Here is a 26,710-nt window from a genome sequence, read left to right as displayed (position 1 = left end):
GCAGTCATGCGGTGAGAAGGACAAGGCTGAGGGCCAGCATCACCACGGCGGTGGCGCCGTGCATGCCGTAGACGGCTGCCCCCGGTCCCTTGCTGTGCCGGACGATGAGCGCGTCGCCGAGAGGAATCAAGGTCGCGGTCAGCAGGAACCAGCCCAGCAGGTGGGTCGACGCACCGGCCAGCAGGACAAGGATGAACAGTCCGCAGGCAATGTCGCGCACGCCCTTGACCGTCAGCCAGGACTGGAAGCTGCGGTCCTCGGTCGGGGTGTCGGGGATGCCGAAGCCGACGGCGGCCCGCGGCGCCCAGAAAGTGCGCGCGCCCATGACGACGATGGCCACGCCTAGCAGCCCCGTCAGCACGGTGGCGGTGGTGGTGAGCATGTTCTGGTCTCCTCGGGATCGGGTACGGCGACGTCAGCGGTCGCGGTCGTCGACGACGTGGTTGTCGTGTGCCTCGTGCAGACGGTCCAGATCCTCTTCCTTCGCGCCGGCGAGCTGGGCGAAGTACTCCTCCCGCGGAACACCCGGCGAGAGGCAAGGACCTCGATGGTCGATCCGCTGGCACCCAGTCGGATCGTTCGCGTCTCGGCCATGGTGAGAGCCTCGGGGCTCACCGGCCCTGCTCGCGCTCACTTCGGCGGTGGCCGCACAATACGGGTGTGATTCGCTACCGACTGGGTGCCGGCGCCGCGAGCGTGCGGTGGGCGATGTCGCCGGTCCACGAGGTCGTCAGCCTCGCCCAGCTGCTGACCGAACCGCGACGCCACCCGATCTACCACCACTGGCTCCGCCGCCGGTGGCGCCGGCTCGCGGGCCTGGATCTGACCGGCCTGACCGTCTTGATGGCCGCGGGCGCCTACCGGCCTGACTTCCTCGACCCGTCATGCGTCTCCAGCGAGCCGACCTTCGAGGAAGGACTGGCCGCAGTGCTCGCTACCCCGACCGAGCAGGTGTACGCCGAACTGGTCGACGCCACGAGGGGGCGCCCCGCAGATGTGCGCCACCGGCTGCTGGATGATCCCGACCGAGCCAGGTCCGAGGCTGCTGCCGTCGTGCGCCGTCTGTGGAAGGCAGCTGTGGAGCCCGAGTGGCCGTCCATGCGTCAGGCGCTGCGGGCCGAGATGCTGGATCGCGCTCTTCAGGTCAACCGCGACGGACTGCGCGCGGTCATCCCGCGCCTGCACCACTCCATGGCGTGCCAGGACGACACCATCACCGTCGAAAGGCCCGTCGACGTCGTCGCCCCCTGCCCCGAGGGACTTCTGCTCGTTCCCTCGCTGTTCATCACCGACCGGGTGCAGTGCACCACTGCAGACCACTGGACCCCGGCGATCTACTACCCCGCGTCGGGGAGATACCTCTGGGCGATCCCTCCCACTCCGAGGTCGCTGGACCGGCTCCTCGGGACGACTCGGTCGAAGATCCTCGCCGCGCTTGCCACCCCGCTCCAGACCACCGTCGTCGCCGGGCTGGTCGAGGTCACACCCCCGACGGCCAGCGAGCACCTGGCGATCCTGCGCGAAGCCGGGCTGATCGACACCAGCCGAGCCGGCCGCACGGCAACGCACGAGCTCACCGAAGCCGGACGTGCTCTGCTGGACGCGGCCTCGACACCCTCGCTTCAGCCCGCCTGACATGGTCTGACTTAACGTCTAGCGTTGTTGACGGTTCTCGTTGAATGCTCTCTCCGTGATCAGACCGTCCTCTGACGCCGCGCGACCGCCCGGACGTACGATTCGCGCGCCCCACGCGCTGCGACGCGTGGGGGTGGACCAGTCGTACGTCCGCACGGTTGCCCGTCCAGCCACTAGGGTCGCGCCATGCCCGACTTCACCTGGCTCCCGGCCAACCAGGCAACGGCCGAGGACGTCGAGGCAGTTTTCGCGACGGGTGGCGCCCACAAGTGCCGGTGCCAGGGTCTCAAGGTGCCCTGCTGGATCTGGCGCGACACCACCCAGGAGCAGCGGGACGCCGCGCAGCGGGAGCAGACCGCCTGCGGCTCCACCGGCCCGACGTCCGGGCTGATCGGGTACGTCGACGGTGAGGCGGCGGGCTGGGTCGCGGTCGAGCCTCGCGACCGCTACCCCAGACTGTGGACCCGGAAGCAGGGCTGGATGCGGAGCGATCCCGAGCTCGAGGGCGTCTGGTCGGTCACGTGCTTCGTCGTCCGCAAGGGTCACCGCCGGGCCGGACTGACCTACGAGCTCGCGGCCGCCACCGTCGAGTACGGCGAGCAGGTCGGCACCCGCGTCCTGGAGGGCTATCCGATCGAGCCGCCGCCCGGGAAGACCGTGATCTGGGACGAGGCGTCGGTCGGGTTGCTCCAGGTCTTCCTCGAGGCGGGCTACGAGGTGGTGGCCTCGCCGACCCTGCGGCGGCGCGTGGTGCGCCGACGCCTGCGAGGCTGAGGACGGCAACCGGATGGCCCCGGCGACGCGCGCGCCGCGTCGTCTCAGCGCTGCGGTGGGAGAAGGGTTCGAGCTGCGCGAGCCCAGGTGTTCGTCGGAGGATCCCACGGGGAGGCATCTGCGGGGTCCCAGGCGTACGAGGGGATCCCGCCCTGGACCAGGGTCGCGAGCTCGGGCAGACGCAGCTCGTCAGCGGACCAGGAGTAGAGCGCGCCCACGCGCGGCAGGATCACGCCCAGGTCGAGGGCTCGCCCGAGCGCGCCCTCGTTGCGGATGTACCACCCGAGGTCCTGGTCGAGGGGATACCGGTCGGGAAGGACCCGTGACAGCGACACGAAGATGCTCGTGACGGCGACCCTCGGATCGCCCAGGCGAGGTCCGAGCGGCCAGAGCCGGCTCAGCGCCAGCCGCGGTGCCGCGACGAGGGCGTGCGCGAAGAGGACGCGGACCAGGATCAGGTTGAGGAAGAACCGCTCGGCGCGGGTCTCGGCCTCGGCGAGCGTCCGGTGCTGGAGGTAGGCCGACACGATGCTCGCGTTGTGCGCGCGGTACCAGGTCCTGGGCGACGGACGCAGGGCGAACTGGGTGCAGCACTCGGCGCTCCACGACGACGGCGGACCGGACAGGCCCATCACGTGACCGCGTGCTTCAGCCGTGTCCAGCAGCAGTTGCTCGTTGACCGCCCGCCACCACGGACTGCCGGCAACGGGTGCGTGCACCGGGTTCAGCAGGCCGCGGCGAACCTGCCACCCCATGACCGCCAGGGCAGCCCGCCGGTACGGGAGGTGCAGCTCGGGCAGTCCCGGTTGCGCCTCGTACAGGGACCGCATCAAGGCCAGCCGCTCCTCGGGATGGTCGCGGACAGCGGCCACCAGGCTCGTGGCGTACGTGCGGGCGCTGGGCATCCGTCATTCTCGGCCGTGTTCGCCGGACGCGGCTAGGAGCGGTCGAACCGCATGTCCATCCACGTCAGCCAGCGGCCGTCCACGTCGCGCTCCCACCGTGCGGTCATGTGGCCCCGATCCGCGTTCAGCCGGAGCCAGCTGCGGATACCGTCACCGTGCAGCAGCAGCACGTCCTCGTCTTCGAGGGTCAAGCGCATGAGACCCGGGCTCTCGGCGGCGTCGAACGCGTGCATCTGCCAGCCGCCCAGGGGATGCGAGCCGCCGATCAGCTCGTGGACCAAGGCCGGCTGGTCGCCCATGACGACATCGACCTCGTGGGCGATCCAGTGCCCGCCCGGCAGCAGCGTGTAGACGTCCGTTCCCGAGATCTCGGCCGAGACGGCGCCGGCCTCGTCGTACACGACGCCGGAAGTCCGGTAGTCGCCGAGGACGGGCACGAGGGGCTCGAGGTGCGACACAGGGGTGGCGTTCATGGGCTCTCCAGCAGGTCGGTGGTCATGGGGGAGCGTAGACCGCTCGAGATCGCCGGAGTCATCGCTCGAGCCCGCGGGCCCCTTCTCGTCGTCGTTGTAGCCGAACGCGCCGCGCTCATGGGCACCGTCGACGGGCCGTGTCACCGCGGCGAGTACGACGGGTGGGGCGCCCCTGCCTCGGACCGACCTCCCTGCGCCACGTCGCACGCGGCAGTCGCCCCCGCCGTGCGCCGTCAGGGCGTGTACTCGGTCACCTCGGGCAGGACGTACGCGCGGTCGAGGACGTCGGAACCCGGACGGTACGCACGGAGCAGGAAGTTCCATCCGTCGCTGATGTCGAGACGGTTGGGCTTGTCGCCGACGAGGTCCGCGGACCCGAAGTAGACGGTGAAGGTGCCGTCCTCGTTGTACGTCGTGGTCGCAGGCGCCAGCGTCGCGTTCTCGGAGTGGAAGAAAGCATCGGCTCCGTACACCGCGATCGACCAGAACGCGTCGCACGGAGGAACCTCGTACGTCGCGACGTACGCCTTCGACGCGTCGCGCGGTCCGGTGTAGTTGATGTAGACCGCCTCGCGCTCGGGGAAGAGCCCCCAGGCACCGGCGGCGGCGAGGTGCCGCGTCGCGTCGTCGGCTTCACCACGCCGCCCCATCCATCCGGCCGGGTACTGGGCGAAGGTGCGGAACTCCTGCTCGTAGCGCGCCCGCAGAGCAAGCATCGAGTCCCAGTCCCAGTCAGGAGCGGCGAACGGTTCAGCGCTGCCGGCGTCGATCGCGAACCGATGGAGGATCTCGCTCACGCGGGCGATCTCGTCCTCGTCGTGCATGTTCTTGAGCTCGACGCGAGGGACGGCGCAGCAGTAGCGGGTGGTCGAGGAGATCTCGTGCCACCCGGGCTCGTGGATGACGTCGAGGACGTAGTGGTCGTTGTCGATCAGGAAGAGGGACGCGTAGCGGCCGTCCGTCACCTCCGGCACGAAGACCCGGGCCCCGTCAGCGGTGTCGATGACGCCGCCGCCGTAGAGGGTGTCGCGGTTCATCCGAACCACGGGCTGCTCGTTCGTCGGGACCGGGCGCGGGATCAGGTAGAACTCGTTCACCCCGCCCGCACGCTGCTGGAAGACCCCGAACCGACCGTCCACCTCCGCACGGATGTACGTCTCGGGCGTCACGGTCTCGGACATCGCAGCTCCTCGGATCGTCGACCTGCGACGACCCTAGCAATCAGACACGGGGCCTCCGTGCCAGGTCGCGCCTCTCGGTCAGGGGTCGTGAAGGGTGGCGGAGCAGGGTCGCCGAGCTCAGCCCACGGTCAGGACGATGCGGCCGCGGAGACCGCCGCGTTCCAGCCGGCGATGAGCCTGGGCCGCCCGGACTGCGGGTACCGTCTCGGCGATCCGGGGGACGAGCACGCCCGACGACGCGTACGCGCTCACCGAGCGGAGCTTGTCGGCTCGGCCGATGTAGTCCGAGACGATCGGAGCAACGAGGTCGACGCGCGCAGCATCGCGGCCGAGGGCCGCGCTCGGGGTGCGGCCGTGGAGGTCCGCGAAGCGTCCGCCGTCGCGCAGCGCGGGCAGCAGCCCCGGACCGAGGTCGGCGACGTCGGCGATCCCGTCGGCGCCGCCCGGGTGCCGCTGCCGGATCCGCCGGGCGACGTCCCGCCCGCTTCCGCGGGCGACGACCTCGTCCGCTCCGAGCCGGCGGACGGCGGCCGCGTCGCGGGGCGCAGCGTCGGCGATCACCTGCCAGCCGCGCTCGCGGGCGAGCTGGGTGACGTACCCGCCCAGGACACCGGCCGCGCCGGTGACGACGATGGTCGAACCCCGCCCGAGGGCGAGCTGGTCGACGGTGAGGAGCGCCGCCAGACCGGCCATCGGCAGTGTCGCGGCCTCGGCCGGGTCGAGCCGTGCCGGAGCGGGGGCGACCTGGGTCTCCGGGAGGACCACGAGCTCGGAGTATCCGCCGACGTGCTGCTGCAGGGGGGAGACGACGGCGACGACAGGCTGCCCGACGGACCACGCCTCACGCGTCCCCGCGCCGACGGTGTCGATCACGCCGACGACCTCCATCCCCGGCACCCACGGCGGCGGCCAGCTCGCCAGCGCGGCCGCCTGCGCGCCGGACCGGAGGTAGGTGTCCGCCGGGTTGACGGCGGCCGCCCGAACTCTGACGCGCACCGTCGCCGGGCGCGTCGGCGGGTCGGGCAGGTCCACCGGGTGCAGCACCTCCGGCGGACCGAACTCCACCAGTCCGATCGCTCTCACCTCGCGGCTCCTCGTACGAGATCTCGTCCTGCGCCGGGTCGGTCTGCGGCGACTACGCGGGCTGCCGTGCCTCGACCGCCTGAACGGTCGTACGCAGCGCCTTGGCGAGCGCCCGGCGGCCGACGGTTCCGAGCAGGAACCCGACCACCCGGCCCTTCGCGTTCTTCCCCTCGCGCGTCACGACGACCTCCACGCTGGTCGTGCCGTCGGAGTGCGGGGTGAGCTGGTAGACGTGCCCGGAGCGGCCTCCCCAGACGTTCGAGTCGGTCGTGGTCATCACGACCCGACGTGGGTCGGACCAGTCGTAGTGCAGCCGCTCCCAGATGCCGCCGGACCCTTCGGTCACGTCGGCGTAGTCGGGCCCGGATTCGTGGACGGTGAGGTAGTCGTCGGCGCTGTTGGGGAAGAGCGCGGCTCGTCCGGGCCCGAAGTCGGTCATGCCGGCGAGGAACTGCTCGGGTGTGGCCGTGGTGATGGCACTGAGCCGGATGATGGACATGGTGATCTCCTCGGTCGTGGTCGGGTGGATGCCGTCAGCCTGTCGAGCCGGAGTCCGGGTCGCGCCCGTCGCTCACCCCGGACCACCCCCGGGAGGACACGGGTGCCGACCGGTGTCAGGCCCGTACGGCCGCCGTCAGGCGGTCGAGCACGGCCCGCAGCGGCGGCCAGCCGTCGCGGCCGCGGCGTGTGACCGCGTACGCCCGCATGGTGACGCGGGGGTCGGTCAGCGGGAGGACGCGTACGCCGCGGCGCGAGGTCCGTCCGCGTGGCAGCAGCCCGATGCCGCGTCCGTCGAGGATCAGGTCGTCGACGAGCTCGAGGGCGTCGATGCGGTGCACGATCCGCGGCTCGAAGCCCGCCATGGAGGCGAGGGCGCGCACGACCTCCTCGTCGGCGGTGTTCCGCGAGTTCACGATCCAGTCGCGTTCGGCGTACGACGCGAACGGCGCACGTGTCTCGCCCGCGGGGACGCCCAGGCCCCAGTCGACGGTCCACAGGGCGGCCGTCTGGTGGTCGTTGCGCCAGGCCGTGGGTGCGAGGTTGTAGTCGTACGTCAGGGCGAGGTCGATGTCGTCGCGCGCGAGCAGATCGAAGGCCTCGAGCGGCTCGTGCTCCAGGATCCGGACCTCGAGCCCGGGATGGGTGTCCGCGAGCTCGTCCATCGCCGGGAGGAGGGAGCGGCGGACCGCGGTGGCGAACCCGGCGACCCGCAGTACGCCGGAAGGTTCGGCGCCCGGGTCCAGGTCGAGTCGTGCTCGGTCGACCGCGGCGATGATCGTGACCGCGTGCTCCGCGAGCCGACGACCGGCCGGAGTCAGCCGGACGCGCCGTCCGTCGGGCTCGATCAACGGCGTGCCCACGTCGCGGGTCAGGGCGGCGATGCCCTGCGAGACGGCGGAGGTCGTGGTCCCGACGTGGTCGGCGACCTCGTGCATCGACCCGAGTCGGGAGAGCTCGAGGAGCAGGCGGAGCCGGCGTACGTCCACCGTCGTATTGTGCAGACTTCGTGAATGGTATGTCCAGCATTGTCACGTGGACGTGAACGAAACTTCCCCGTTCAATGGGGGCATGCGTACCTCGTCCCGCACCGGCGCCGCGATGGCGGTGACCTCGATGCTCTGCGTCCAGCTCGGAGTCGCGGCCTCCGTCGGCCTGATCGACCAGGTCGGTCCCGAGGGGGCGGCGTGGCTCCGGCTGCTGTGGGCCGGGGCGATCATCCTGGTCCTGGTCCGGCCGCGGCCCTCGTCCTTCAGCCCGCAGGCACTCCGTGCGGGCGTCGCGCTCGGGATCGTGACGGCCGGCCTCACGCTGCTCTTCATGGCAGCGGTCGCGAGGCTGCCGCTCGGCACCGCCAGCGCGCTGGAGTTCCTCGGTCCGCTCGGGGTCGCGGTCGTGCACAGTCGCGGGCGGGGCCGATGGTGGGCCGGTCTCGCCGCTCTCGGTGTGCTGTGCCTGACCCAGCCGTGGGCCGGATCGGTCGACCCGGTCGGCGTGGCGTTCGCGCTCGCCGCGGCCGCGTGCTGGGCCGCGTACATCCTGCTCACGCAGCGTGTGGGCGACGAGGTCAGTGGTGTCGCGGGACTGTCGATCTCGCTCCCGGTCGCGGCCGTGGTCGCGACCGTGGTGGCCGGGCCGAGCGTGGTCGGCGACCTGACCCCCACCCTCCTGCTGGCGGGCCTGGGGCTCGCGATCCTGCTTCCCCTGGTCCCGTTCTCGCTCGAGCTGCTCGCGCTGCGCCGGCTCACGACCGGAGCGTTCGGGACGCTGATGGCGCTCGAGCCGGCGATCGCGCTGGGGATCGGACTGGTCGTCCTGCACCAGGTGCCGAACGCTCTCGGCGTGCTCGGCATCGGCCTCGTCGTCCTGGCCGGCATCGGCGCGGAGCGTGACGGCGCCCGTGACGACCACGGCTCCGACCCCGTCGGCCCGGACGGTCCGCTCGTGATCACCTCCTCGGCCTGAACCGACCGTTCTTCGGCCACAAGCCCACCTGGCCGCACGACTTTCTGCATTTTGCTGCTGGGAGGACTTCGCGCGTGCATACGATCTGGTGTTCATGCCGCCCACGGGGAGAGTGCTGATGAGAAAGATCTTGGGTGTCGCTCTGGCGGCCGCGCTGTGCGTGGCCTTCCAGGTGAATGCGCCCGCTCAGGCCGACGACGAGGAGAGCGGTCCCGCTGCCGCGACGCAGCAGGCGTCCTCGTCCTCCGCCGACGAGACGGAGAAGGACGACCCGGCCAAGGGCGAGGAGCCCAAGGACGAGGTCAAGGACGAGCCCGAGGCCGAGACACCCGAGGACGAGCCCTCCAAGGGCGAGGAGCCCGCCGAGGAGGTCGAGGAGCCGTCGAAGGGCGAGGAGCCCAAGGACGAGCCGAAGAAGGGCGAGGAGCCGAAGGACGAGCCGTCGAAGGACGATCCGCCCAAGGGCGAGGACCCCAAGGACGAGCCGAAGAAGGACGACCCGCCGAAGAAGGACCCGCCGCCGAAGGGCAGCCCCGAGGTGACGCCGACCGCGCCCACGGTGACGCAGTCCGTCTGCAAGGGCAAGGGCGACCCGACGCCGGCGGACATCGAGCTGCCTGCCGACACCGACGAGATCAGCTACACGCTCGAGACGGCCGACGGGCAGCCCGCCTCCGCTCCGTTCGCACCCGGCGACTACGTCGTGACCGCGACCCCGAACACGTCCGGCTCCACGCCGTACGTCCTCGTCGACCCGCTGCCCGCGGGGTGGACGTTGGCCGGCAACGGCGTCGACGCGCTCTACGAGATCACCCTCGACGTGCCGAAGGGCTGCAAGGACGAGGTGACGCCGCCGGCGCCGGAGTGGATCGACGACTGCGGCCCGGGCAACGGCTACTGGGAGTTCACCGACACCGACGAGTACGAGTACACGGTGACGGAGAACGAGGACGGCTCGGTGACGGTCACGGTGTCGCCGAAGGGTGACTACCAGTTCCCGGAGGGCACGGTCACGGAGTGGACCGAGACGGACTCCGAGGAGGAGTGCATCCTCGAGGTCCCGCCGGCTCCGGTCTGGACCGACAACTGCGAGATCATCGGCAGCTGGGACGTGCCGCCGGACGGTGAGCACTACCGCTTCGAGGTCAGCGCCGTCTTCGGTGGCGCTTCGACGGTGACGCTGATCGCCGACGAGGGCTACGCGTTCCCGGAGGGCACGGTCACGGAGTGGACCGAGACCGAGGACGCAGCCGACTGCGCCCTGCTGCCCGGTGACATCGAGTCGCAGTGCGTGAGCGCGGTCCCGTACCTCTCGTACGCGGTCGAGCTGCCGCCGGGCTTCGCGGAGCCGGGCCCGAACCCGGTGACGATCACGTTCGTGAACCCGTCGGGTCCGGACTACGTGGTCTCCGGTCAGCCGCTGAGCGGTCAGCTGCTCTGGCCGGGGGCGTCGGCGACGCCGCCGCTGCAGTGGCCCGGCTGGGAGCTGCTCCCGGACGGCACGTACGTCGAGACCGACGGCAACTTCGCGTGGACCCGCCAGGGGATCACCGTGCGGTTCGACGTGAACCCGACGTACTCGACCACGGTCGAGTACCCCCAGGAGAGCTCGACCTGCGCCAACCCGCAGAACCGTGAGGTTCCGCCGGACGAGGACGAGCCCGACAACCCGAACGGGCCCGACAACCCGACCATCCCGACCGGGTACACGCTGCCCAACACGGGAGCCGGCTCGCCGGTCCTCGGGCTGCTCGGTGCGATGTTCGTGCTCGTCGGCGGCAGCGTCCTGCTGCTGAGCCGGCGGCGGTTCTCGCTCCGGTAGTCGACACCGTTCGCTGATCGTCCCCCTTCCCTGGACCCCAGGGGAGGGGGACGTCTGCGTTCTCACCCGTCCGGTGTGGGCGAGCTCACCTCGGGGGTGTCGAAGATCTCACGCGCTCAGCTTCGTCTGCAGGTCGTTGCAGTGGTCAACTGGACGTGCGCCGACGCGTCGGCGCACGAGGCGCCGCGGAGCCGTACGGCCGGCGGCGTCGATCCATGCCCCCCGCCTGCAGGAGACCATGACGTGAACCGTGAGACCGACGCGCTCAGCACGACCGGCGGCGGGGGATCGGGGGGCTTCGCGTACGACGCGCTGCTCGTGGGCGGCGGCGTGATGTCCGCGACGCTCGCGACGCTGCTGCACCAGGTGGAGCCGACGTGGCGGATCGCCGTCGTCGAGCGCCTCGACGAGCTCGCCCTCGAGTCGTCAGGTCCCTGGAACAACGCCGGCACCGGGCACGCCGCGCTCTGCGAGCTCAACTACTCGCCCGAGGCGCCCGACGGCACCGTCGACGTCGCGAAGGCGATCGACGTCAACGAGCAGTTCCAGCTCAGCCGCCAGCTGTGGGCCGCGCTCGTCGACAGCGGGCAGGTCCCCGACCCGACGTCGTTCGTGCACCCGACCCCGCACATGAGCCTCGTCACCGGCAGGGAGAACGTCGACTACCTGAAGCGACGCTACGAGCTCCTCGCCGACCACCCGCTCTTCGCCGGTCTCGAGTACACCGAGGACCCCGAGGTCATCGCGTCCTGGGCGCCGCTGCTGGTCGCCGGGCGCTCGAGCGGCGAGCCGATCGCGGCCACCCGGTCGCTCGCCGGGACGGACGTCGACTTCGGCTCCCTGACCCGCCAGATGATCAGCGGCCTCGCCGACTCCGGGGCGATCGACCTGGAGCTGGGCGTCGAGGTCGAGCGGCTGCGGAGGCACAGCGACGGCTGGCGCGTGCGCGGCAGGCGGCCCGAGGCTCCCCGAGGCGAGCGACGGTTCGACACGACGGCGCGCTTCGTCTTCGTGGGCGCGGGCGGGCTCGCGCTGACGCTGCTCCAGCGCTCCGGCATCCCGGAGGTCCGCGGGTTCGGCGGGTTCCCGGTGTCCGGCCAGTTCTGGAGGACCAGCAACCCCGAGATCGTCGCGCGACACCAGGCGAAGGTCTACGGGCAGGCAGCCGTCGGCGCGCCGCCGATGTCGGTGCCGCACCTCGACGCGCGCGTGGTCGACGGGCAGCCGAGCCTGATGTTCGGCCCGTACGCCGGCTTCAGCCCGCGGTTCCTGAAGAACGGGTCGCTCTTCGACCTGCTGCGTTCCGTACGGCTGCACAACGTGATCCCGATGCTCCAGGTCGGCCTGCGCAACGTCGGCCTGGTCCTCTACCTGTTCGGGCAGGTCCTCGCGTCGAAGAAGGCGCAGCTCGCCGAGCTCCACGCCTTCTACCCCGAGGCGGACCCGGCCGACTGGGAGAAGGTCGTCGCCGGCCAACGGGTCCAGGTGATCAAGCGTGTCCCCGGTCGGGGCGGTGTGCTCCAGTTCGGCACCGAGGTGATCACGGCCGCGGACGGCTCGATCGCGGGGCTGCTCGGCGCCTCGCCCGGCGCGTCCACCGCCGCCGCGGCCATGCTCGATGTCCTGGAGCGCTGCTTCGCCGACCGTTCCGAGGACTGGGCGCCGGCGCTGGAGAAGCTGATGCCGAGCTACGGCCGCCGCCTGTCGGACGATCCGGCGCTCGCCGCCGAGACGCTGGAGCGCACGGCCTACGTCCTGGGTCTGCCGACGGAATCGACCACCGTGCAGCGCTGAGCGGAGCGTCGGCCCAGCTCCCTTCTCGTGCCTGGAGCACCTTCCGAGTGCGGCGCACGGTGGACAACTCGGACATCGTGAACAACGTGGCGACGCACGTGATGAACTGTCGGTAGCGTCACCCGTGGCGCCGACGTCCGGGGGGCGACATCGGCGGGACGATCGAGGCCCCCATCTCAGAAGGGATCCATCGTGACTGACGAAACTCTGCCCGGTCCGGTCGACTTCATCCTCGTGGAGTTCCCGGGGTCGGCCGACATCGGGCCGGCTGCCCAGGCTCTGACCGACCTGGTCGACAGCGGCACCGTGCGCCTCTACGACGTCGCCGTGCTGCGCAAGGCCGCCGACGGCAGCTGCCTGGCCCTCGACCTCGGCTCCTCCGACGATGCCGGCGGTTTCGCGCCGTTCGCCGGCGCACGCTCCGACATGTTCGACGAGACCGACCTGGCCGAGTCGGCCGAGGCGCTCGAGCCCGACACGATCGGCCTGCTGGTGGCGTACGAGAACGCGTGGGCGGTGCCCTTCGTGAACGCCGCCTTCAGCGCCGGGGCCCAGGTCGTCGCGAGCGAACGGATCCCCGCCCAGACGATCGTCGACGTGCTCGAGGCCGCTGAGGCCGCCGAGAACGCCCTCTGAAGTCGACCGAGCACCCACCTTCGAAAGGATCGCCATCATGCCAGGACTTCTCAGGGGCGTCGCCCGCACCGCCGTCATCGCAGGAACCGCCTCGGCCGTGAACGGCCGCGTGCAGCGCCGGCAGGCCGAGCGCTTCGCCGAGCGGGACGCTCACATCGCCGCCGAGCGGCAGGCCGCGTACCAGCAGGAGGCGTACGCGCAGCCGCAGCAGCAGTACGCGCAGCCCCAGCAGTACCAGCAGCCGCCCGCCGCCGCGCCCGCACCCGCCGGCGGCGACACCATCCAGCAGCTCAAGGACCTCGCGGACCTCAAGGCCCAGGGGATCCTCACCGACGAGGAGTTCGCCGCGCAGAAGGCGCGGATCCTCGGATGAGCGACCTCCCGATCCACGGTCGTCGGGGCTTTCGCGAGCACATCGACCCGACGAAGTTCCCCGAGGAGGGGATGGACGCCGACGAGGTCTACGCGCTGCTGCACACGGGCCTGATGCTCGACGGGCGCCCGACCCTCAACCTCGCCTCGTTCGTCACGACCTGGATGGAGCCGCAGGCCGAGGAGCTGATCCGCGACACGCTGAGCAAGAACCACATCGACCACGAGGAGTACCCGGCTGCGTCGCTCGTCGAGGAGGCGTGCGTGCACATGCTCGGCGACCTCTTCAACGCTCCGGACCCGGCGCAGACGGTCGGCGTCGCCACGATCGGCTCGTCGGAGGCGATCATGCTGGGGATGCTCGCGCACAAGCGCCGGTGGCGCAACGCGCGCCAGGCCGCCGGGCTGCCGGCCGACCGCCCGAACATGGTCTACGGCGCGGAGACCCACGTGGTGTGGGACAAGTTCGCGAACTACTTCGACGTCGAGCCCCGCCGGATCCCGATGAGCCCCGACCGCTACGTCCTGGATCCCGAGGACGTGCGTGCGCAGGTCGACGAGAACACGATCGGGGTCGGGGTCGTCCAGGGCACCACGCACACCGGTGGTGCGGACCCGATCGAGGAGGTCAACGACCTGCTGCTCGAGATCAAGGCGCAGCAGGGGTGGGACATCCCGATCCACGTCGACGGGGCCAGCGGCGCCTTCATCGCGCCGTTCGCCGAGCCCGACCACAAGTTCGACTTCCGGCTCGAGCAGGTCGCGTCGATCAATGCCTCGGGTCACAAGTACGGGTTGGTCTACCCGGGCGTCGGCTGGCTGGTGTTCCGGGACCGCGACTCGCTGCCGAAGGACCTCATCTTCAGCGTGAACTACCTCGGGGGCGCGCAGCCGACGTACACGTTCAACTTCTCCCGCGGCTCGGCGATGATCCAGGCGCAGATGTACAACTTCCTGCGTCTCGGCCGCGCCGGCTACGAGGCGATCGTCGCGAACACGCTCGCGAACGCTCGCCACCTGAACGAGCAGCTGGAGGCGTCGGGGAAGTTCACGATCCTCAACCCCGAGCTCCCCGAGCCGGTCGTCACGTTCTCGCTCGTCGGGGACCCTGGCTTCGACGTCTACCACCTGTCGTCGCGGCTGCGGGAGCACGGCTGGATCGTGCCGGCGTACAACCTGCCGCCGAACGCGGAGTCGGTCCACCTGATGCGGGTGGTCTGCCGCCTCGACCTCAGCCGGCAGATGATCGACGTCCTGCTGCGGGACCTCTTCGCCGCCTACGACGATCTCGCGCGCGAGCAGCCGGCCTCGCGTGGGCCGACCAGCGCCGACGTCTGGACGTCACCGGAGCAGGCCGCCGCCAACGGCAAGGAGCGCGCCGCCCGCGTGATCGGTCGCTGAGCGGGACGCTCCGGTCAGCGGGTGCGGGAGCGCTCGAACAGGCGTGACATCACGATCGCACTGCGGGTCCGCTCGACCTTCGCGTGCTCTCGCATCCGCTCGACGACCTCCTCGATCTCGCCCATGCTGGTCGCCATGACGTGCACGATCGCGTCGGCGTTGCCGGCGACCGTCCACGCGCCGACCACCTGCGGGATCTGCTCGAGATTGCGCTTGAGCTCCTTCGCGGAGACGTTGCCGTCGTAGTAGACCTCGACGTAGGCCTCGGTGGTCCAGCCGAGCGCCGAGGGGTCGATCAGGGCGGTGAAGCCTCGGATCTGACCGCGTGAACGCATCGCGTCGACCCGCCGCTTCACCCCCGGCGCCGACAGGCCGACCTGCTGCCCGATCTCGGCGTAGGTCGCCCGCGCGTCGCGGGTCAGGCAGCCGATGATGTCGCGGTCGATCGTGTCCATCGTCACCTCGTTGAACGAATCGTCGATAAGTCCCTGATCTTGCTTCGATTCTTGCACGACGTGCAAGCGATCAGCGTTGTTCGTGCAGCGTGCCGCGCATACCGTCGAGACTTCACGTCGCACCGGGAGCCGTTGAGAGGGAGCCGCCATGACCGCCGACACGCTCGTCGCCGCCGATCCGCCCTTCGCGGCCGCCACCGAGGACGCCGACCCGCAGGATCTCGCGCCGGTGATCCCGCTGCGCGCCCCGCGCCCGCGCCGGTTCCTGATGTGCCGACCCGACCACTTCGACGTGACGTACTCGATCAACCCGTGGATGAGCACCGAGGCGGGTGTCGACCGGGATCTGGCCATCGAGCAGTGGGAGACGCTGCGCGCGACGTACGAGGCCCACGGCCACACGGTGGACCTCCTGGACCCGGTGCCGGGTCTGCCGGACATGGTCTTCGCGGCGAACGGCTCGTTCGTCCGCGCCGGGCGCGCTCTGGTCGCGCGCTTCGCCCACCCCGAACGGACCGACGAGGCCGCGGCCCACACCGCGTGGCTGAAGTCGGCCGGGATCGGGGGCGGCCGCCAGGCGGCCTGGGTCAACGAGGGCGAGGGCGACCTGGTCGCGGTCGGCGACCTCGTGCTCGCCGGCACCGGCTTCCGTACGGCCGCCGGTGCGCACACGGAGGTGGCCGCGTACTTCGACGCGCCGGTGGTCACGCTCCAGCTCGTCGACCCGCGCTACTACCACCTCGACACCGCGCTGTTCGCGCTCGACGACGCCAACATCGCCTACCACCCCGACGCCTTCTCACCGTCCTCGCGGCGACGTCTCGAGCGGATGTTCCCCGACGCGGTGCTGGTCGGGGGCGACGAGGCCGCGGTGCTCGGTCTGAACGCGGTCTCCGACGGCCTGCACGTCTTCGTGACGGACCAGGCGCCCGGTCTGCACGTCCAGCTCAAGGAGCGCGGCTACGTCCCGGTCCCGCTGGACCTCTCCGAGCTGCTGAAGGCCGGCGGCGGGATCAAGTGCTGCACGCTCGAGGTGCGCTCCTGAGGCCGGTGCGCCCACCGCGGAGCGAGGACGCAGGCGGCCTTCGGGACTGACACCGGCGCGACGTACGGTGGGACCTCCCGTCCGAAGGAGATGAGGTGCCCGCTCGCGACGTCGTGACCGAACCGGACGACCACGCAGCCGTCCCCGACCCCTCCGCAGCCCTGTCGTTGCGCGGCCTGACCAGGTCGTTCGGCAGCACCCTCGCCGTGGCCCAGGTGAGCCTCGACGTCCCCGCCGGGTCGTTCTACGGCGTGGTCGGGCCGAACGGCGCCGGCAAGACGACGATGCTGTCGATGGCGACCGGTCTGCTCCGCCCCGACCGCGGGACCGTCACCGTGCACGGCGTCGACGTGTGGTCCGACCCGCGACGGGCCAAGCCGCAGATCGGCGTCCTCCCGGACGGGATGCGCCTGTTCGACCGGCTCACCGGCGCGCAGCTGATCGCCTACGCCGGTGAGCTCCGCGGTCTCGACCGCGCGACGGCGCGCAGCCGCACCGACGACCTGCTCGGCGCACTCGGACTCGCCGAGGCGGCCGACCAGCTCGTGGTCGACTACTCCGCCGGCATGACCAAGAAGGTCGCGCTGGCCTCCGCCCTCGTGCACGCGCCACGGGTCCTGGTCCTCGACGAGCCGTTCGAGTCCGTCGACCCGGTCAGCGCCGCGGGCATCCGGGGCCTCCTCACCCGATTCGTCGAGACCGGCGGCACGGTCGTCGTGTCGTCGCACGTGATGGACCTCGTCGAGCGGATGTGCGACCACGTCGCCGTGGTTGCCCGGGGTGTCGTCGTCGCCGCTGGCACGATCGACGCGGTGCGCGGCGAGGGCAGCCTGGAGGAGCGGTTCGTCGACCTCGTCGGCGGCGCCACCACGACCGAGGACCTGGCGTGGCTGCAGTCCTCGTGAGGCTGAAGCTGACGCTGCTGGTCAATGGTTGGCGTCGCTCCCCGTGGCAGGTCGTCGGGTTCGCACTGTTCGCGCTGTGGGCCCTCGGGATCGTGGTCCTCGTGGTCGCCGGCGCGGTCGCGGCCTCGTTCGCCGACCCGGGTGCGGCGCGGACCGGCCTGGTCCTGATCGGGGCGCCCGCGGTGCTCGGCTGGTGGATCATCCCGGTGGTCGCTCAGGGACTGGACTCGACTCTCGATGCTCGTCGCTTTCAGCCGCTGGGTCTGGACCCGCGCTCGCTCGTGGTCGGCCTGGCGCTCGCGACCCTGGTCGGCGTCCCCGGAGCCACCACGGCGGCGTCAGCGCTGGCGAGTGCCCTGGTGTGGTGGGACGAGCCGCTCGCCGCGCTCGTCGGCCTCGTCGGCGGTGTGCTCGGGCTCGCGCTGTGCGTCGTCGGGGCCCGGGCCGTCGTCGCGGTCCTGGCGCCGCTCAGTGAGCGCCGGCGGTTCCGTGAGGTCGTCACGGCGCTGGTCGTGCTGCCCCTCGCGCTCCTTCCGCTGATCAGCCCGATCCTCGACCGGGGGGTGAGCGGTAGCTTGCTCGAGAGCACGGCCGGCGTCGTCGCCTGGACGCCGGCGGGGGCGCCCTGGGCGCTCGGTGCCGACGTCGCTGAAGGGTTGTGGTGGAGCCTGCTCGGCCGTACGGCGATCTGCGTCGTCACGCTCCTCGTCGGCCTGCGGGTGTGGGCGTCGGCGATGGAGCGGGCACTCGTCAGCCCGCCCGCCCGGACAGCCGCGACCCGGACACACGGCTACGGCTGGTTCGACCGGCTGCCCTCCTCGCCGGTCGGTGTCGTCGCCGCGCGCTGCTTGACGTACTGGCAGCGCGACCCGCGCTACGCGGGGTCGCTGCTGTACATCCCGTTCCTCCCGATCCCGTTCCTCGTGCTCGGCGGAGGGCTCCACGACAACGACGCGCTGCTCGCGGTCGGGCCGGTGGTGGCGTTCGCGCTCGCCTTCGCGATCTCGGCCGACCTGGCCTACGACAGCACGGCCTGGTGGCTGCACGTCGCCTCCGGCCTCGCCGGCCAGGCCGACCGCACGGGGCGTGTCGTCTCCGCGAGCCTGCTGGCGGCGCCCGTCGTGCTGGCGTTCACGCTCGCCTCGGTCGCGGTCAGCGGCCGCTGGGACCTGCTGGTCGCGGTGCTCGGGCTCGACCTCGGGGTGATGCTCGTGACCCTCGGGACCTCGACCGTGATGGCGGTGCGCTACCTCTACCCGGTCCCGCTTCCCGGGCAGAGCATGTTCGCGACCCCGTCCGGCGGCGGATCGGGGGTGATCGTGGGTCAGATGATCGGCTTCGCGGCGTCGTTCGCGCTCTCGCTCCCGGCGGTCGCGCTCTTCCTGCTCGCATGGGCGAGCGGGTCGGCCGCGGCCGGCCTCGCGACCCTCGTCGTGGGAGTGTCCGTCGGCGCCCTCGTCCTCCGCCAGGCCCTCCGCACCAGCGGCGCCCACCTCGACCGACGCGGGCCGGACATCCTCCAGCGTCTGGTCGCGCAGGGGTGAGACCGCGGCGGCGGACGCCGCGTCGCGGCGCCGTCAGGCGCCGGTGCCGCCCGCCACCTCGTACGACCACAGCTCCGCGTGCGTGGAGACCGGGCGCTGCTCCGAGCCGTGTGCGCCGCCGTGGGCCTCACCGCCCGACGTGCCGCCCCCGGCCTGACGGTGGCCGTGACCGAACTCCGGCGACGTGCGCCAGGCCTCGAACGCCTCCTCGTCGCGCCACCGGGTGACGACGAGCCAGGTGGTCCGCTCGTCGGTCGGCTTCAGCAGCTCGAAGCCCTCGAAGCCGTCGACCCCGTCGACCGCACCTGCGCGGGCCGCGAACCGGTGGGCCAGCTCGTCGCCGGAGTCGGCCGGCACCGTGATGGCGTTGATCTTGATGATGCTCATGCCCCCATGCTCCCACTGGCCGGTCGGGCAGCCTCACTACGCTGGCGGGGTGGGAGTGCTCAGCGTGGGTCAGCGCCGTGACGGTCGTCGGAGCGGACGGGTCGCCGCCCGGCGTGCCGTGGTCGACGGGCAGGTGGTCGAGGACGTCGCGGTCACCTACGCCGACGGCGTCGTCTCCAGCGTGGAGCAGGGAGACCGCGATCCGAGCGCGCCGGCGTGGCTGCTCCCCGGGTTCGTCGACCTGCACTGCCACGGCGGAGGCGGTGCGTCGTTCGACGGCGGCCGTGCTGCCGCGGAGCGGGCGGCGGCCACCCACGGACGGTCCGGCACCACCGCGATGCTCGCGAGCCTGGTCTCCGCGCCGGTCGACGTGATCGTCGAGCAGGTCCGGGACCTCGCCGCGGCGATCGCCTCCGGGCTCGGCCCTGTGGTCGGGATCCATCTCGAGGGTCCGTTCCTGTCGCCGCAGCACCGCGGCGCTCACGACCCCGAAGCGCTCGTCGCACCGACCCGCGAGAGCGTCGAGCGGCTCGTGGAGGCAGGCGACGGGCACCTGCGGATGGTGACCCTGGCGCCCGAGCTCGACGGGGCGACCGAGGCGATCGGGCTGCTGACCGAGGCCGGTGTCCGGGTCGCGGTCGGTCACACCGACACCGACTACGCGGGGGCCCGTGCAGCGTTCGACGCGGGCGCGACGATCCTGACCCACGCCTCCAACGCGATGCGGCCCGTGCACCACCGCGCCCCCGGGCCGGTCGTCGCGGCGCTCGACTCCGCCGCGTTCCTCGAGGTGATCCTCGACGGCGTCCACCTGCACGACGCGTGGGCCCGGAGGCTGCTCGTCGACGCCGGCCGGTCCGCCGCGCTGGTGACCGACGCGATGGCCGCTGCGGGCGCCTCCGACGGGCAGTACGACCTGGGCGGCCTCGACGTCGAGGTCCGCGACGGGGTCGCGCGCCTGACCGGCTCCGGTGCGATCGCGGGGTCCACTCTCACGATGGACCGGGCGGTACGGCGTGCCGTGCTCGACCTGGGTCTGGATCCGGCCGCTGCGAGCGCGGCGGCGTCCCTCGCGCCGGCGTCGGCGCTCGGCCTGCCCGGGGGCGTGCTCGAGGTCGGGGCGGCGGCGTCCTTCGTCGCGCTCGGCGACGACCTGCGGCCCGTCGGCGTGGTCCGCGAGGGGGATGCCGTCGTCTGAGCGGTCGGCGGTCGAAGCTCCGGACGGACCCACGGTCCGACTCAGGTCTGCTCGACCTCGGTCCACTCCGCCGGGGTCGCATGTGCTGGACGGTCCGGCGCCGGCGCGAGGGCGGTGGCGATCGCAGTCGTGATGGGAACCGCGAGGACGAGACCGATCAGCCCGACGAGCGTCCTCGCGATCTCGGCGCCGACCTGCTCGGTGGACGCGATCTCGCCGAGCCCGCGCTGGTAGGCGACGATCAGGAGCAGCACGGTCATGGCGGTGCCGGCGTAGGCGAAGACCAGTGTGTAGACGCTCGAGGCGATGTGGTCGCGACCGATCCGCATCGCCGAGACGAACACACCGGTCCGTGACTGCGTCGGCTGGGCCGCTCGGAGCTCCCAGACCGCGCTCGCCTGCGTCACGGTGACGTCGTTGAGCACGCCGAGCCCGGCGATGACCATCGATGCCGTCACCACGCCCGACAGACTCACCTGGCCCGCCACCGCCATCAGCACCTGGTCGTCCTCCGACGCGAGGCCGGTCAGGTGGGTCCAGCCGGTGGTGAGGCTGCCCAGGACGGCCGTCATCGCGATGCCGGCGAGGGTGCCGAGCAGGGCCGACGTCGTCCGGATCGAGATGCCGTGCACCAGGTAGAGGACCACGAGCATGATCGCGCTCGAGCCGACGACGGCGACCGCCAACGCGTTCTCACCGGCGAGCAGCGCGGGCAGCACGAACACCACCAGAGCCCCGATCGTCGCCGCGACCCCGGCCAGGGCGAACAGCCCCCGCCAGCGAGCGACGGCGATGATCACGACCGCGCAGGCCAGCCCGAGCCACACCAGCTGCGATCCGCGCTGGAAGTCGAGGAACTCGAACGTCGCATCGGCGCCGTCCGGGGCGATCCGGATGACCTGGATCTCGTCGCCGACCTCGATGCCGTTGTTGTAGAGCGCGGGCTGGACGGTCAGCTCGGCCGACTCGCCGTCGTCGGTCTGGAACCGCACCTGCCCGCACGACCCCTCGACCGCGGGGAGCCCGTCGGGGCCGACGCCGCCGGCTCCGCACTCGAGCGGGTCCACGCCCGTGACCGTGGCGTCGACGATGCTGACCCCCGGCTGGCCGTACGGGTTCTGGGCGCTGGCGACCTGGTCGGAGTCCGGCCACAGCATCCACACCGCGACGCCGAGCCCGACGGCGAGGAGCGCGATCACGGCGGCGAGGACCTGCGCGAGGCCCCGGCGTCCACGGTCGGGGGGAGCGTGATGGTGGCCGAGGGGCGCGGTCCCGGGACCGGGCGGCTCTGCGGAGTGCGACACGGCCCCAGGGTCCCACGCCTCGGGCCGCTGACGGCCCGAGCGTCAGTCGGTCGACTCGCCGGCCTCGACGATCCGGTCGATCCGCGACGCCATCGCCAGATCCTTCGCGGTCAGCCCACCGGCCGAGTGCGTGCTCAGGGCGAACGTGAGCTCGCGCCAGCGGATCGTGATGTCGGGGTGGTGGTTCGCGTCCTCGGCGGCGCGCGCGACGGCGTTCACGAGGTCGATCCCGCCGAGGAAGGACGAGGCCCGCACGGAACGCATCAGGGTGTCGCCCTCGCGGATCCATCCAGGCAGCGAGGCCAGGCCGTCGGAGATCTCGGACTCCGACAGAAGGTCGTCGGCAGCAGTCATGTCGCCACCGTACGCGCTAGTCTCGCGCCTTGTGGAGACCCCGAGGCCGGCTGACGCTCCGGACGCACCCCTCCCGTCCGACCGGGACGGGGAGCAGCGCGTCGTCGTCGGGGTCGCGCTGATCCGGGCGGGGCGTGTGCTCGCCGCCCGGAGGACCGCGCCGGCGGCGACCGCCGGCGGCTGGGAGTTCCCCGGCGGCAAGGTCGATCCGGGGGAGACCGAGATCGAGGCGGGGGTCCGCGAGATCGCCGAGGAGCTCGGCTGCGAGGCGTCGCTCGGGCGCAGGCTCTCAGCGGAGTCGACGCTGCCCAACGGCGCGGTCCTGCGGGTCTACCTCGGTCGGATCGTCTTCGGCGAGGTCGGCCCGACCGAGCACGACGCGGTGCGCTGGCTCGCTGCCGACGAGCTGCGCGAGGTCGCCTGGCTGCCCGCGGACGAGCCGTTCCTGGCCGAGCTCGAGCAGGTGCTGGCCGAACCTGCCGGCGACCCGGCACCGGTCGTCGCGCCGACCGCGGCGGCACACTTCGACGAGGGCGAGGACGCCGAGCAGGTGGCTGGGACGCTCCGCGAGGAGGGGCACACGGTCAGGCTCGCCCGCGAGTCGTTCGCAGGAGAGGACGACAGCGAGGACCGCGCATGGCTGGTCCACGTCGAAGACCCGGTGGCCGCACGCCGGCTCTCCGAGCTCGTCGGCGCCATCGAGCTGGCGTGGATGGTCGACGACGAACCGCAGCCCGGAGGGCGCGCGCCGGCACCGCTGCCCGACGGGCCGAAGCGGATCAAGCGGCCCCGCTGATCAGCGCTCGTCGCGCCGGCGCTCCAGCGCGGTGCGCAGGAAGTCGACCTCCAGCATCGCGAGGTTCTCGGCGACGACCTCCTGCGGCGTCATGTGCGTCACCCCGGTCAGCGGGAGCACCGCGTGCCCGAGACCCGCGGCGAGCAGCGCGGAGCTGAGCCGCAGCGTGTGTGCGACCACGACGTTGTCGTCCACGGTGCCGTGCACGAGCATGAGCGGAGGCACGTCGTCGAGGTCGTCCAGCCCGTCGAGCAGGGAGTTCGCGTCGTAGACCTCCGGCTGCTCGTCGGGGTGACCGAGGTAGCGCTCGGTGTAGCAGGTGTCGTACAGCCTCCAGTCGGTGACCGGGGCGCCGGCGACCGCGGCGTGGAAGACGTCCGGACGGCGCAGCACCGCGAGCGCGCTGAGGTACCCGCCGTACGACCAGCCCATGATCCCGACGCGGGAGGGGTCGACGTCCGAGCCGTACTTGTCGACCACCGCGTCCAGCGCGGTCACCTGGTCGTCGAGCGTGACACCGGCGAAGTCGTCGCGCAGCGCCCGGTCCCACGCGCGTCCCCGACCCGGCGTCCCCCGGCCGTCGGCGACCACGACGCAGAAGCCCTGGTCGGCGATCCACTGCGCCTCGAGGAACCGCCGCGCGGAGCGCAGCACGCGTTGGGCGTGCGGCCCGCCGTACGGGTTCATCACGATCGGCAGGCGCGCGACGTCGCCGTGCTGGTGACCGCGGGGGAACAGCACGGCCGTGCGGACGGCGTCGTCCCCGGCATCGAGGAAGCGCACCTCGGGCACGAATCCCGGGTCGAGCATCCGGGTCGCGAGCCGGGCGACCTCGGTGCCGTCGCGGTGCACGGCGTACGTGGGAAGCGTCGTCTCGGCCCCGGAGTGCACACGGACCTCGACACCACCGCCACGAGCGGCCTCCCAGGTCCCGGGGGCGTCGCTCACCTGGACGCAGTCGCCGCCGATCCCGATCCTCCACAGGTGGACCTCGGTGGGCTCCACGGAACCGGTCACGAGGATCGAGTCGGCGTCGATCGAGACCACCGAGCGGACCTGGAGATCGTCGGGGGAGACCGGGCTCCCGTCGAGCAGGAGCCGCTTCGTGTCCTCCACGTCCTCGACCGTCACCAGTCGACCGCCCGGGGCGTACGCGGGTGCACCGTGAGCGAGGTCCAGCCACACGTCGTCGTGCTGGGCGCGGACCAGCGTGGTCTCGCCGGAGTCGTACTCCACGGCGAGGACCGCGGCCTCGCGCTGGTCGCGCGACAGCACCTGCACGAGCGGGTCGCCGTGCTCGGTCCACGAGACCCGCGCCAGGTACTCGTACGTGCCGCGGTCCCAGACGATCTCGGTGCGGCTGCCGTCCAGGCCGATCCGCCACAGCGTCACGTCGGCGTTCGGCGTGCCGGCGGCGGGGTAGCGGTGCGGGGTGGGCTCCTGGGCCGGGTTCGCGGGGTCGGCGAGCCACCAGGTCGAGACCGGGGTGTCGTCGACCCGCGCGACCAGGAGGGACTGACCGTCCGGCGCCCACCAGAAGCCGCGGTGCCGGTCCATCTCCTCGGCCGCGGCGAACTCGGCCAGTCCCCAGGACACCTCGGGCCCGTCCGGCTCGACCAGCGGGTAGTCGAGCGTCCCGTCGACGCCGACGATCCGCAGCGCGCCGTCGACGACATACGCGACGTGCCGTCCCGTGGGGTCGACCCGCGGGTCGATCACCGACGACGGGGTGTCGAGCGCCGTGGTCGCGCCGCTGGCGGTCCGGCACACCCAGACCGACCCGGACAGGGCGAACGCGGCCACCTCCGCCGCGTCGTCCATGGAGTAGCCGACGATCCCGGCGGCCGTCTCGCGGCTGCGCTCGCGCCGGGCCCGCTCCGTCTCGGACAGGGTCTCGCCGCCGTCGCCGAGCAGGACGTCCGGGTCCACGAGGCACTGCTCGACGCCCGTCTGGGTGTTGAGCACCCACAAGGCACCGGTCCGGGTCTCGCCGTCGGGGGTCCGCAGGAAGTAGACCCGCTCACCGTCCGCAGCGACGGTGATCGCGCGGGGGAGGCCCAGCGTGAACCGCAGCGAGCGGGCCTGGAGGCGAGGGAACGACACGGACGTCTCGGCCGGCTCAGTCATGCCCGAAGCCTACGGGGAGCGGGGGACGAGCGGCGGCGCGAGTACCCTGGCGCCATGCCTGAGTCGAGGCCGGAGCGCCGTCTGATGCTCGTCCACGCCCACCCCGACGACGAGACGATCGGGACGGGCGCGGTGATGGCCCAGCACGCCGCGGCCGGGGACGGCGTGACGCTGGTGACGTGCACCCTCGGCGAGGAGGGCGAGATCCTCGTTCCCGAGCTCGCGCACCTGGCCTCGGACCGGGACGACGGCCTCGGCGCCCACCGGATCGGTGAGCGGGACGCGGCGATGAAGGCGCTCGGCGTCACCGACGCGCGCTGGCTCGGCGGCGAGGGGCGCTACCGCGACTCGGGGATGGCGTGGGACGAGGCCACGGGCGCCGCCACCGCTGCGCCCGACATCCCCGCGAACGCGTTCTGGCACGCCGACCTCCGCGAGGCCGCGGACCACCTGGTCGCGATCATCCGCGAGGTCCGCCCGCAGGTCCTGGTCACCTACGACCAGTTCGGCGGCTACGGGCACCCGGACCACGTGCAGGCCCACCGGGTCGCGACGTACGCCGTGGCGCTGGCGGCGACCGCGTCGTACCGCACCGACCTCGGGGAGGCCTGGGACGTCGCGAAGGTGTACTGGACGGCCCAGTCGGAGTCGCGGCTGCGCGAAGGGCTGCGCCGGCTGCGCGCGTCCGGCGACACGACGACCTTCGAGGGGATGGACCCCGACGGCGACCTGTCGTGGATGGCGACCCCGGACGCGCTGATCTCGACGGTCGTCACGGCCGAGGAGTTCGCCGACGCCAAGCTCGACGCGATGCGCGCCTACCCGACGCAGATCCAGGTCGACGGGCCGTTCTTCGCCCTCTCGAACAACCTCGGCGCCTTCATCTGGGGCACGGAGTGCTTCCGGATCGCGAAGGGTGCTGCCGTCGCGGGCCCCGACGGCGTCGAGCGGGACCTCTTCGCCGGGATCGACTGACCGTCCGTGTCCGGCGACCGTGGCTCCGACGCCGCCCGCACGCCCCGCGCGCGGCCGGTGCTGCGTGCGGGCGCGGTGCTGCTCGCTGCGCTGGTCGGGCTCGTCTGCGCGCTGGCCGGTCTGATCGTCCACCGGCACGCCCTCGGCGCCCTGCCCTGGGGCCTGGCGCTCGCCCTGGCGACGGCGCTGCTCGTGACGCTGGCCGCGGGGGAGCTCGGCGGGCGCACCGCGGCGCTCGCCGTCGCCGCGGCGTACGCCCTGCTCCTGCTGGTCGCGACGGGCCAGCGCGGCGAGGGCGACTACCTGATCGCCTCGGACCTGCTGGGGTACGCGTACCTGCTCGGCGGGCTGGTCGCGGTCGGCATCGGGGTGGCGCTGGCGGGACGCAGCGGGTCCGCTGCTCGGCGGACCGCCGACTGAGCCGCGCCCGGAAAGCCTGCGGACGGGCCCGTAGGCTGGGACGCGTGAGCGATTCGCCGCAGAGCCACCGGCTGGACCCCGAGACCGACCGCGCCTTCCGTGACGCGCTCGGCCGCTTCGCCAGCGGTGTGACGGTGGCGACGACGGTCGCCGACGGCGTCGATCACGCGATGACGGCGAGCGCATTCTGCTCGGTCTCGCTGGATCCGCCGCTCGTGCTCCTGGTCGTTGACCACCGCAACCGCTTCCACGATGCGGTGCTCTCGTCGGGCACCTGGGGCGTCTCGATCCTGTCCGAGGACGGGCAGGACGACGGCACCTGGCTGGCGCAGCGCGGGCGCCCGCTCGAGGGACAGCTCGACGAGGTCCCGCACCACCGTGGGGCAGCGACCGGGGCGGCCCTGCTCGACCGTGCGATCGCCTGGCTGGAGTGCCGGACCTGGCAGACCTACGACGGCGGTGACCACACGATCGTCGTCGGCGAGGTGGTCGCCGCGACGGCGAGTCGCGGCGAGTCGGCCTCGGAGCGGCCGCTGCTCTACTACCGTTCGCACTACGGCTCGCTGGTGCGGTCGCCCGAGTCGGAGAAGAACTCCGGGCGGTCCGCGCTCCGGCAGGCCTGAGCCACCGACGGACCGAGGCTCCACGACCGACCACCTGG

The 26,710-nt window shown here is 72.2% G+C and carries 28 protein-coding genes; 16 read left to right on the top strand and 12 right to left on the bottom strand.

Annotated elements, in window-relative coordinates:
- Positions 1–4: 4 nt before the first annotated feature.
- Positions 5–382, bottom strand: a complete 378-nt coding sequence (locus tag CLV56_RS04805) for a DUF4267 domain-containing protein (RefSeq protein WP_039362925.1) — start codon at positions 380–382, stop codon at positions 5–7.
- A gap of 278 nt (positions 383–660) precedes the next feature.
- On the opposite strand from CLV56_RS04805, the gene CLV56_RS04795 reads away from it, so the two are divergent.
- Positions 661–1,635 carry a DUF5937 family protein gene (locus CLV56_RS04795; RefSeq protein ID WP_039362930.1) on the top strand — a complete coding sequence of 325 codons (975 nt, stop codon included), beginning with the start codon at positions 661–663 and terminating at the stop codon, positions 1,633–1,635.
- A 186-nt stretch (positions 1,636–1,821) separates the two neighbouring features.
- On the top strand, positions 1,822–2,409 hold the full coding sequence (locus CLV56_RS04790) for a GNAT family N-acetyltransferase (protein WP_039362933.1): 588 nt from the start codon (positions 1,822–1,824) through the stop codon (positions 2,407–2,409).
- 44 nt (positions 2,410–2,453) lie between these two features.
- Here the strand turns inward: CLV56_RS04790 and CLV56_RS04785 are convergent, their stop codons facing one another.
- The 6 genes from CLV56_RS04785 to CLV56_RS04760 all read right to left on the bottom strand — a co-directional run bounded on the left by CLV56_RS04785 (position 2,454) and on the right by CLV56_RS04760 (position 7,538).
- Positions 2,454–3,314, bottom strand: coding sequence for a hypothetical protein (locus CLV56_RS04785; protein WP_039362936.1), 861 nt, complete (start codon positions 3,312–3,314; stop codon positions 2,454–2,456).
- Between the two features lie 32 nt (positions 3,315–3,346).
- On the bottom strand, positions 3,347–3,787 hold the full coding sequence (locus CLV56_RS04780; protein WP_039362939.1) for a hypothetical protein: 441 nt from the start codon (positions 3,785–3,787) through the stop codon (positions 3,347–3,349).
- Positions 3,788–4,020: 233 nt separating this feature from the next.
- Positions 4,021–4,968 carry a DUF1214 domain-containing protein gene (locus CLV56_RS04775; RefSeq protein ID WP_100414468.1) on the bottom strand — a complete coding sequence of 316 codons (948 nt, stop codon included), beginning with the start codon at positions 4,966–4,968 and terminating at the stop codon, positions 4,021–4,023.
- 117 nt (positions 4,969–5,085) lie between these two features.
- Positions 5,086–6,051, bottom strand: coding sequence for an NADP-dependent oxidoreductase (locus CLV56_RS04770; protein WP_039362944.1), 966 nt, complete (start codon positions 6,049–6,051; stop codon positions 5,086–5,088).
- Positions 6,052–6,103: 52 nt separating this feature from the next.
- Positions 6,104–6,550, bottom strand: a complete 447-nt coding sequence (locus CLV56_RS04765) for a hypothetical protein (RefSeq protein WP_039362947.1) — start codon at positions 6,548–6,550, stop codon at positions 6,104–6,106.
- Positions 6,551–6,665: 115 nt separating this feature from the next.
- Positions 6,666–7,538, bottom strand: a complete 873-nt coding sequence (locus CLV56_RS04760; protein WP_039362950.1) for a LysR family transcriptional regulator — start codon at positions 7,536–7,538, stop codon at positions 6,666–6,668.
- A gap of 82 nt (positions 7,539–7,620) precedes the next feature.
- Between CLV56_RS04760 and CLV56_RS04755 the strand changes: the two genes are divergently transcribed.
- The 6 genes from CLV56_RS04755 to gad all read left to right on the top strand — a co-directional run bounded on the left by CLV56_RS04755 (position 7,621) and on the right by gad (position 14,539).
- Positions 7,621–8,514, top strand: a complete 894-nt coding sequence (locus CLV56_RS04755; protein WP_100414467.1) for an EamA family transporter — start codon at positions 7,621–7,623, stop codon at positions 8,512–8,514.
- 118 nt (positions 8,515–8,632) lie between these two features.
- On the top strand, positions 8,633–10,336 hold the full coding sequence (locus CLV56_RS04750) for an LPXTG cell wall anchor domain-containing protein (RefSeq protein ID WP_157805068.1): 1,704 nt from the start codon (positions 8,633–8,635) through the stop codon (positions 10,334–10,336).
- A gap of 243 nt (positions 10,337–10,579) precedes the next feature.
- Positions 10,580–12,130, top strand: coding sequence for a malate dehydrogenase (quinone) (gene mqo, locus CLV56_RS04745; protein ID WP_245857605.1), 1,551 nt, complete (start codon positions 10,580–10,582; stop codon positions 12,128–12,130).
- Between the two features lie 192 nt (positions 12,131–12,322).
- Positions 12,323–12,766 (top strand): DUF6325 family protein, encoded by a 444-nt coding sequence (locus tag CLV56_RS04740; protein ID WP_039362951.1) that lies wholly within the window; start codon positions 12,323–12,325, stop codon positions 12,764–12,766.
- A 37-nt stretch (positions 12,767–12,803) separates the two neighbouring features.
- Positions 12,804–13,139 (top strand): SHOCT domain-containing protein, encoded by a 336-nt coding sequence (locus CLV56_RS04735; protein WP_039362954.1) that lies wholly within the window; start codon positions 12,804–12,806, stop codon positions 13,137–13,139.
- Positions 13,136–14,539 carry a glutamate decarboxylase gene (gene gad, locus CLV56_RS04730; RefSeq protein ID WP_100414465.1) on the top strand — a complete coding sequence of 468 codons (1,404 nt, stop codon included), beginning with the start codon at positions 13,136–13,138 and terminating at the stop codon, positions 14,537–14,539. The genes CLV56_RS04735 and gad overlap by 4 nt, the downstream gene beginning before the upstream one ends.
- A gap of 14 nt (positions 14,540–14,553) precedes the next feature.
- On the opposite strand, the gene CLV56_RS04725 is transcribed toward gad, so the two are convergent.
- On the bottom strand, positions 14,554–14,994 hold the full coding sequence (locus CLV56_RS04725; protein WP_039363072.1) for an Lrp/AsnC family transcriptional regulator: 441 nt from the start codon (positions 14,992–14,994) through the stop codon (positions 14,554–14,556).
- Positions 14,995–15,142: 148 nt separating this feature from the next.
- Between CLV56_RS04725 and ddaH the strand changes: the two genes are divergently transcribed.
- From ddaH to CLV56_RS04710, 3 genes are all read left to right on the top strand, one after another.
- A complete protein-coding gene (gene ddaH, locus CLV56_RS04720) occupies positions 15,143–16,039 on the top strand; it encodes a dimethylargininase (protein WP_100414464.1) in 897 nt (298 codons plus the stop codon).
- 95 nt (positions 16,040–16,134) lie between these two features.
- Complete coding sequence (locus CLV56_RS04715) at positions 16,135–16,944, top strand: ABC transporter ATP-binding protein (RefSeq protein WP_100414463.1); 810 nt, start codon at positions 16,135–16,137, stop codon at positions 16,942–16,944.
- Entirely contained in the window at positions 16,926–18,488 is a 1,563-nt protein-coding gene (locus CLV56_RS04710; protein ID WP_039362958.1) for a hypothetical protein, read from the top strand. Before CLV56_RS04715 ends, CLV56_RS04710 begins: the two co-directional genes overlap by 19 nt.
- Before the next feature lie 33 nt (positions 18,489–18,521).
- Here the strand turns inward: CLV56_RS04710 and CLV56_RS04705 are convergent, their stop codons facing one another.
- The gene (locus CLV56_RS04705) at positions 18,522–18,875 is read right to left on the bottom strand and encodes an antibiotic biosynthesis monooxygenase family protein (RefSeq protein ID WP_039362960.1); all 354 of its coding nucleotides are present in this window, start codon (positions 18,873–18,875) and stop codon (positions 18,522–18,524) included.
- A 49-nt stretch (positions 18,876–18,924) separates the two neighbouring features.
- Between CLV56_RS04705 and CLV56_RS04700 the strand changes: the two genes are divergently transcribed.
- Complete coding sequence (locus CLV56_RS04700; RefSeq protein ID WP_211287979.1) at positions 18,925–20,073, top strand: N-acetylglucosamine-6-phosphate deacetylase; 1,149 nt, start codon at positions 18,925–18,927, stop codon at positions 20,071–20,073.
- Between the two features lie 41 nt (positions 20,074–20,114).
- Here CLV56_RS04700 and CLV56_RS04695 read toward each other — a convergent pair whose 3' ends face one another.
- Together CLV56_RS04695 and CLV56_RS04690 are read right to left on the bottom strand one after the other, a co-directional pair.
- The gene (locus CLV56_RS04695; RefSeq protein WP_100414460.1) at positions 20,115–21,377 is read right to left on the bottom strand and encodes a YibE/F family protein; all 1,263 of its coding nucleotides are present in this window, start codon (positions 21,375–21,377) and stop codon (positions 20,115–20,117) included.
- A 42-nt stretch (positions 21,378–21,419) separates the two neighbouring features.
- Entirely contained in the window at positions 21,420–21,731 is a 312-nt protein-coding gene (locus CLV56_RS04690) for a 4a-hydroxytetrahydrobiopterin dehydratase (protein WP_039362962.1), read from the bottom strand.
- 31 nt (positions 21,732–21,762) lie between these two features.
- Between CLV56_RS04690 and CLV56_RS04685 the strand changes: the two genes are divergently transcribed.
- Positions 21,763–22,527 carry an NUDIX domain-containing protein gene (locus CLV56_RS04685; RefSeq protein WP_281254186.1) on the top strand — a complete coding sequence of 255 codons (765 nt, stop codon included), beginning with the start codon at positions 21,763–21,765 and terminating at the stop codon, positions 22,525–22,527.
- On the opposite strand, the gene CLV56_RS04680 is transcribed toward CLV56_RS04685, so the two are convergent.
- Positions 22,528–24,654, bottom strand: a complete 2,127-nt coding sequence (locus CLV56_RS04680) for a S9 family peptidase (protein WP_039362964.1) — start codon at positions 24,652–24,654, stop codon at positions 22,528–22,530. It abuts the gene before it with no gap.
- A gap of 54 nt (positions 24,655–24,708) precedes the next feature.
- Between CLV56_RS04680 and mshB the strand changes: the two genes are divergently transcribed.
- From mshB to CLV56_RS04665, 3 genes are read left to right on the top strand one after another with little or no spacing between them, the layout of a single operon-like run.
- On the top strand, positions 24,709–25,629 hold the full coding sequence (gene mshB / locus CLV56_RS04675; RefSeq protein ID WP_039362966.1) for an N-acetyl-1-D-myo-inositol-2-amino-2-deoxy-alpha-D-glucopyranoside deacetylase: 921 nt from the start codon (positions 24,709–24,711) through the stop codon (positions 25,627–25,629).
- A 6-nt stretch (positions 25,630–25,635) separates the two neighbouring features.
- Positions 25,636–26,049 carry a DUF6113 family protein gene (locus tag CLV56_RS04670; RefSeq protein ID WP_100414458.1) on the top strand — a complete coding sequence of 138 codons (414 nt, stop codon included), beginning with the start codon at positions 25,636–25,638 and terminating at the stop codon, positions 26,047–26,049.
- 44 nt (positions 26,050–26,093) lie between these two features.
- On the top strand, positions 26,094–26,672 hold the full coding sequence (locus tag CLV56_RS04665) for a flavin reductase family protein (protein WP_245857603.1): 579 nt from the start codon (positions 26,094–26,096) through the stop codon (positions 26,670–26,672).
- The last annotated feature ends 38 nt before the right edge of the window (positions 26,673–26,710 follow it).

The organism is Mumia flava, assembly GCF_002797495.1.
In the GTDB taxonomy this organism is placed as follows: domain Bacteria; phylum Actinomycetota; class Actinomycetes; order Propionibacteriales; family Nocardioidaceae; genus Mumia; species Mumia flava.
This window is presented reverse-complemented; position numbering and strand designations above follow the sequence as displayed.

Excerpts from the sequence above, each read along its gene's own strand:
- CLV56_RS04805 (WP_039362925.1), bottom strand. The coding sequence starts at position 382 with ATGCTCACCACCACCGCCACCGTGCTGACGGGGCTGCTAGGCGTGGCC.
- CLV56_RS04790 (WP_039362933.1), top strand. The coding sequence starts at position 1,822 with ATGCCCGACTTCACCTGGCTCCCGGCCAACCAGGCAACGGCCGAGGAC.
- CLV56_RS04785 (WP_039362936.1), bottom strand. The coding sequence starts at position 3,314 with ATGCCCAGCGCCCGCACGTACGCCACGAGCCTGGTGGCCGCTGTCCGC.
- CLV56_RS04780 (WP_039362939.1), bottom strand. The coding sequence starts at position 3,787 with ATGAACGCCACCCCTGTGTCGCACCTCGAGCCCCTCGTGCCCGTCCTC.
- CLV56_RS04775 (WP_100414468.1), bottom strand. The coding sequence starts at position 4,968 with ATGTCCGAGACCGTGACGCCCGAGACGTACATCCGTGCGGAGGTGGAC.
- CLV56_RS04765 (WP_039362947.1), bottom strand. The coding sequence starts at position 6,550 with ATGTCCATCATCCGGCTCAGTGCCATCACCACGGCCACACCCGAGCAG.
- CLV56_RS04755 (WP_100414467.1), top strand. The coding sequence starts at position 7,621 with ATGCGTACCTCGTCCCGCACCGGCGCCGCGATGGCGGTGACCTCGATG.
- CLV56_RS04750 (WP_157805068.1), top strand. The coding sequence starts at position 8,633 with ATGAGAAAGATCTTGGGTGTCGCTCTGGCGGCCGCGCTGTGCGTGGCC.
- CLV56_RS04735 (WP_039362954.1), top strand. The coding sequence starts at position 12,804 with ATGCCAGGACTTCTCAGGGGCGTCGCCCGCACCGCCGTCATCGCAGGA.
- gad (WP_100414465.1), top strand. The coding sequence starts at position 13,136 with ATGAGCGACCTCCCGATCCACGGTCGTCGGGGCTTTCGCGAGCACATC.
- CLV56_RS04725 (WP_039363072.1), bottom strand. The coding sequence starts at position 14,994 with ATGGACACGATCGACCGCGACATCATCGGCTGCCTGACCCGCGACGCG.
- ddaH (WP_100414464.1), top strand. The coding sequence starts at position 15,143 with ATGACCGCCGACACGCTCGTCGCCGCCGATCCGCCCTTCGCGGCCGCC.
- CLV56_RS04705 (WP_039362960.1), bottom strand. The coding sequence starts at position 18,875 with ATGAGCATCATCAAGATCAACGCCATCACGGTGCCGGCCGACTCCGGC.
- CLV56_RS04690 (WP_039362962.1), bottom strand. The coding sequence starts at position 21,731 with ATGACTGCTGCCGACGACCTTCTGTCGGAGTCCGAGATCTCCGACGGC.
- CLV56_RS04680 (WP_039362964.1), bottom strand. The coding sequence starts at position 24,654 with ATGACTGAGCCGGCCGAGACGTCCGTGTCGTTCCCTCGCCTCCAGGCC.
- mshB (WP_039362966.1), top strand. The coding sequence starts at position 24,709 with ATGCCTGAGTCGAGGCCGGAGCGCCGTCTGATGCTCGTCCACGCCCAC.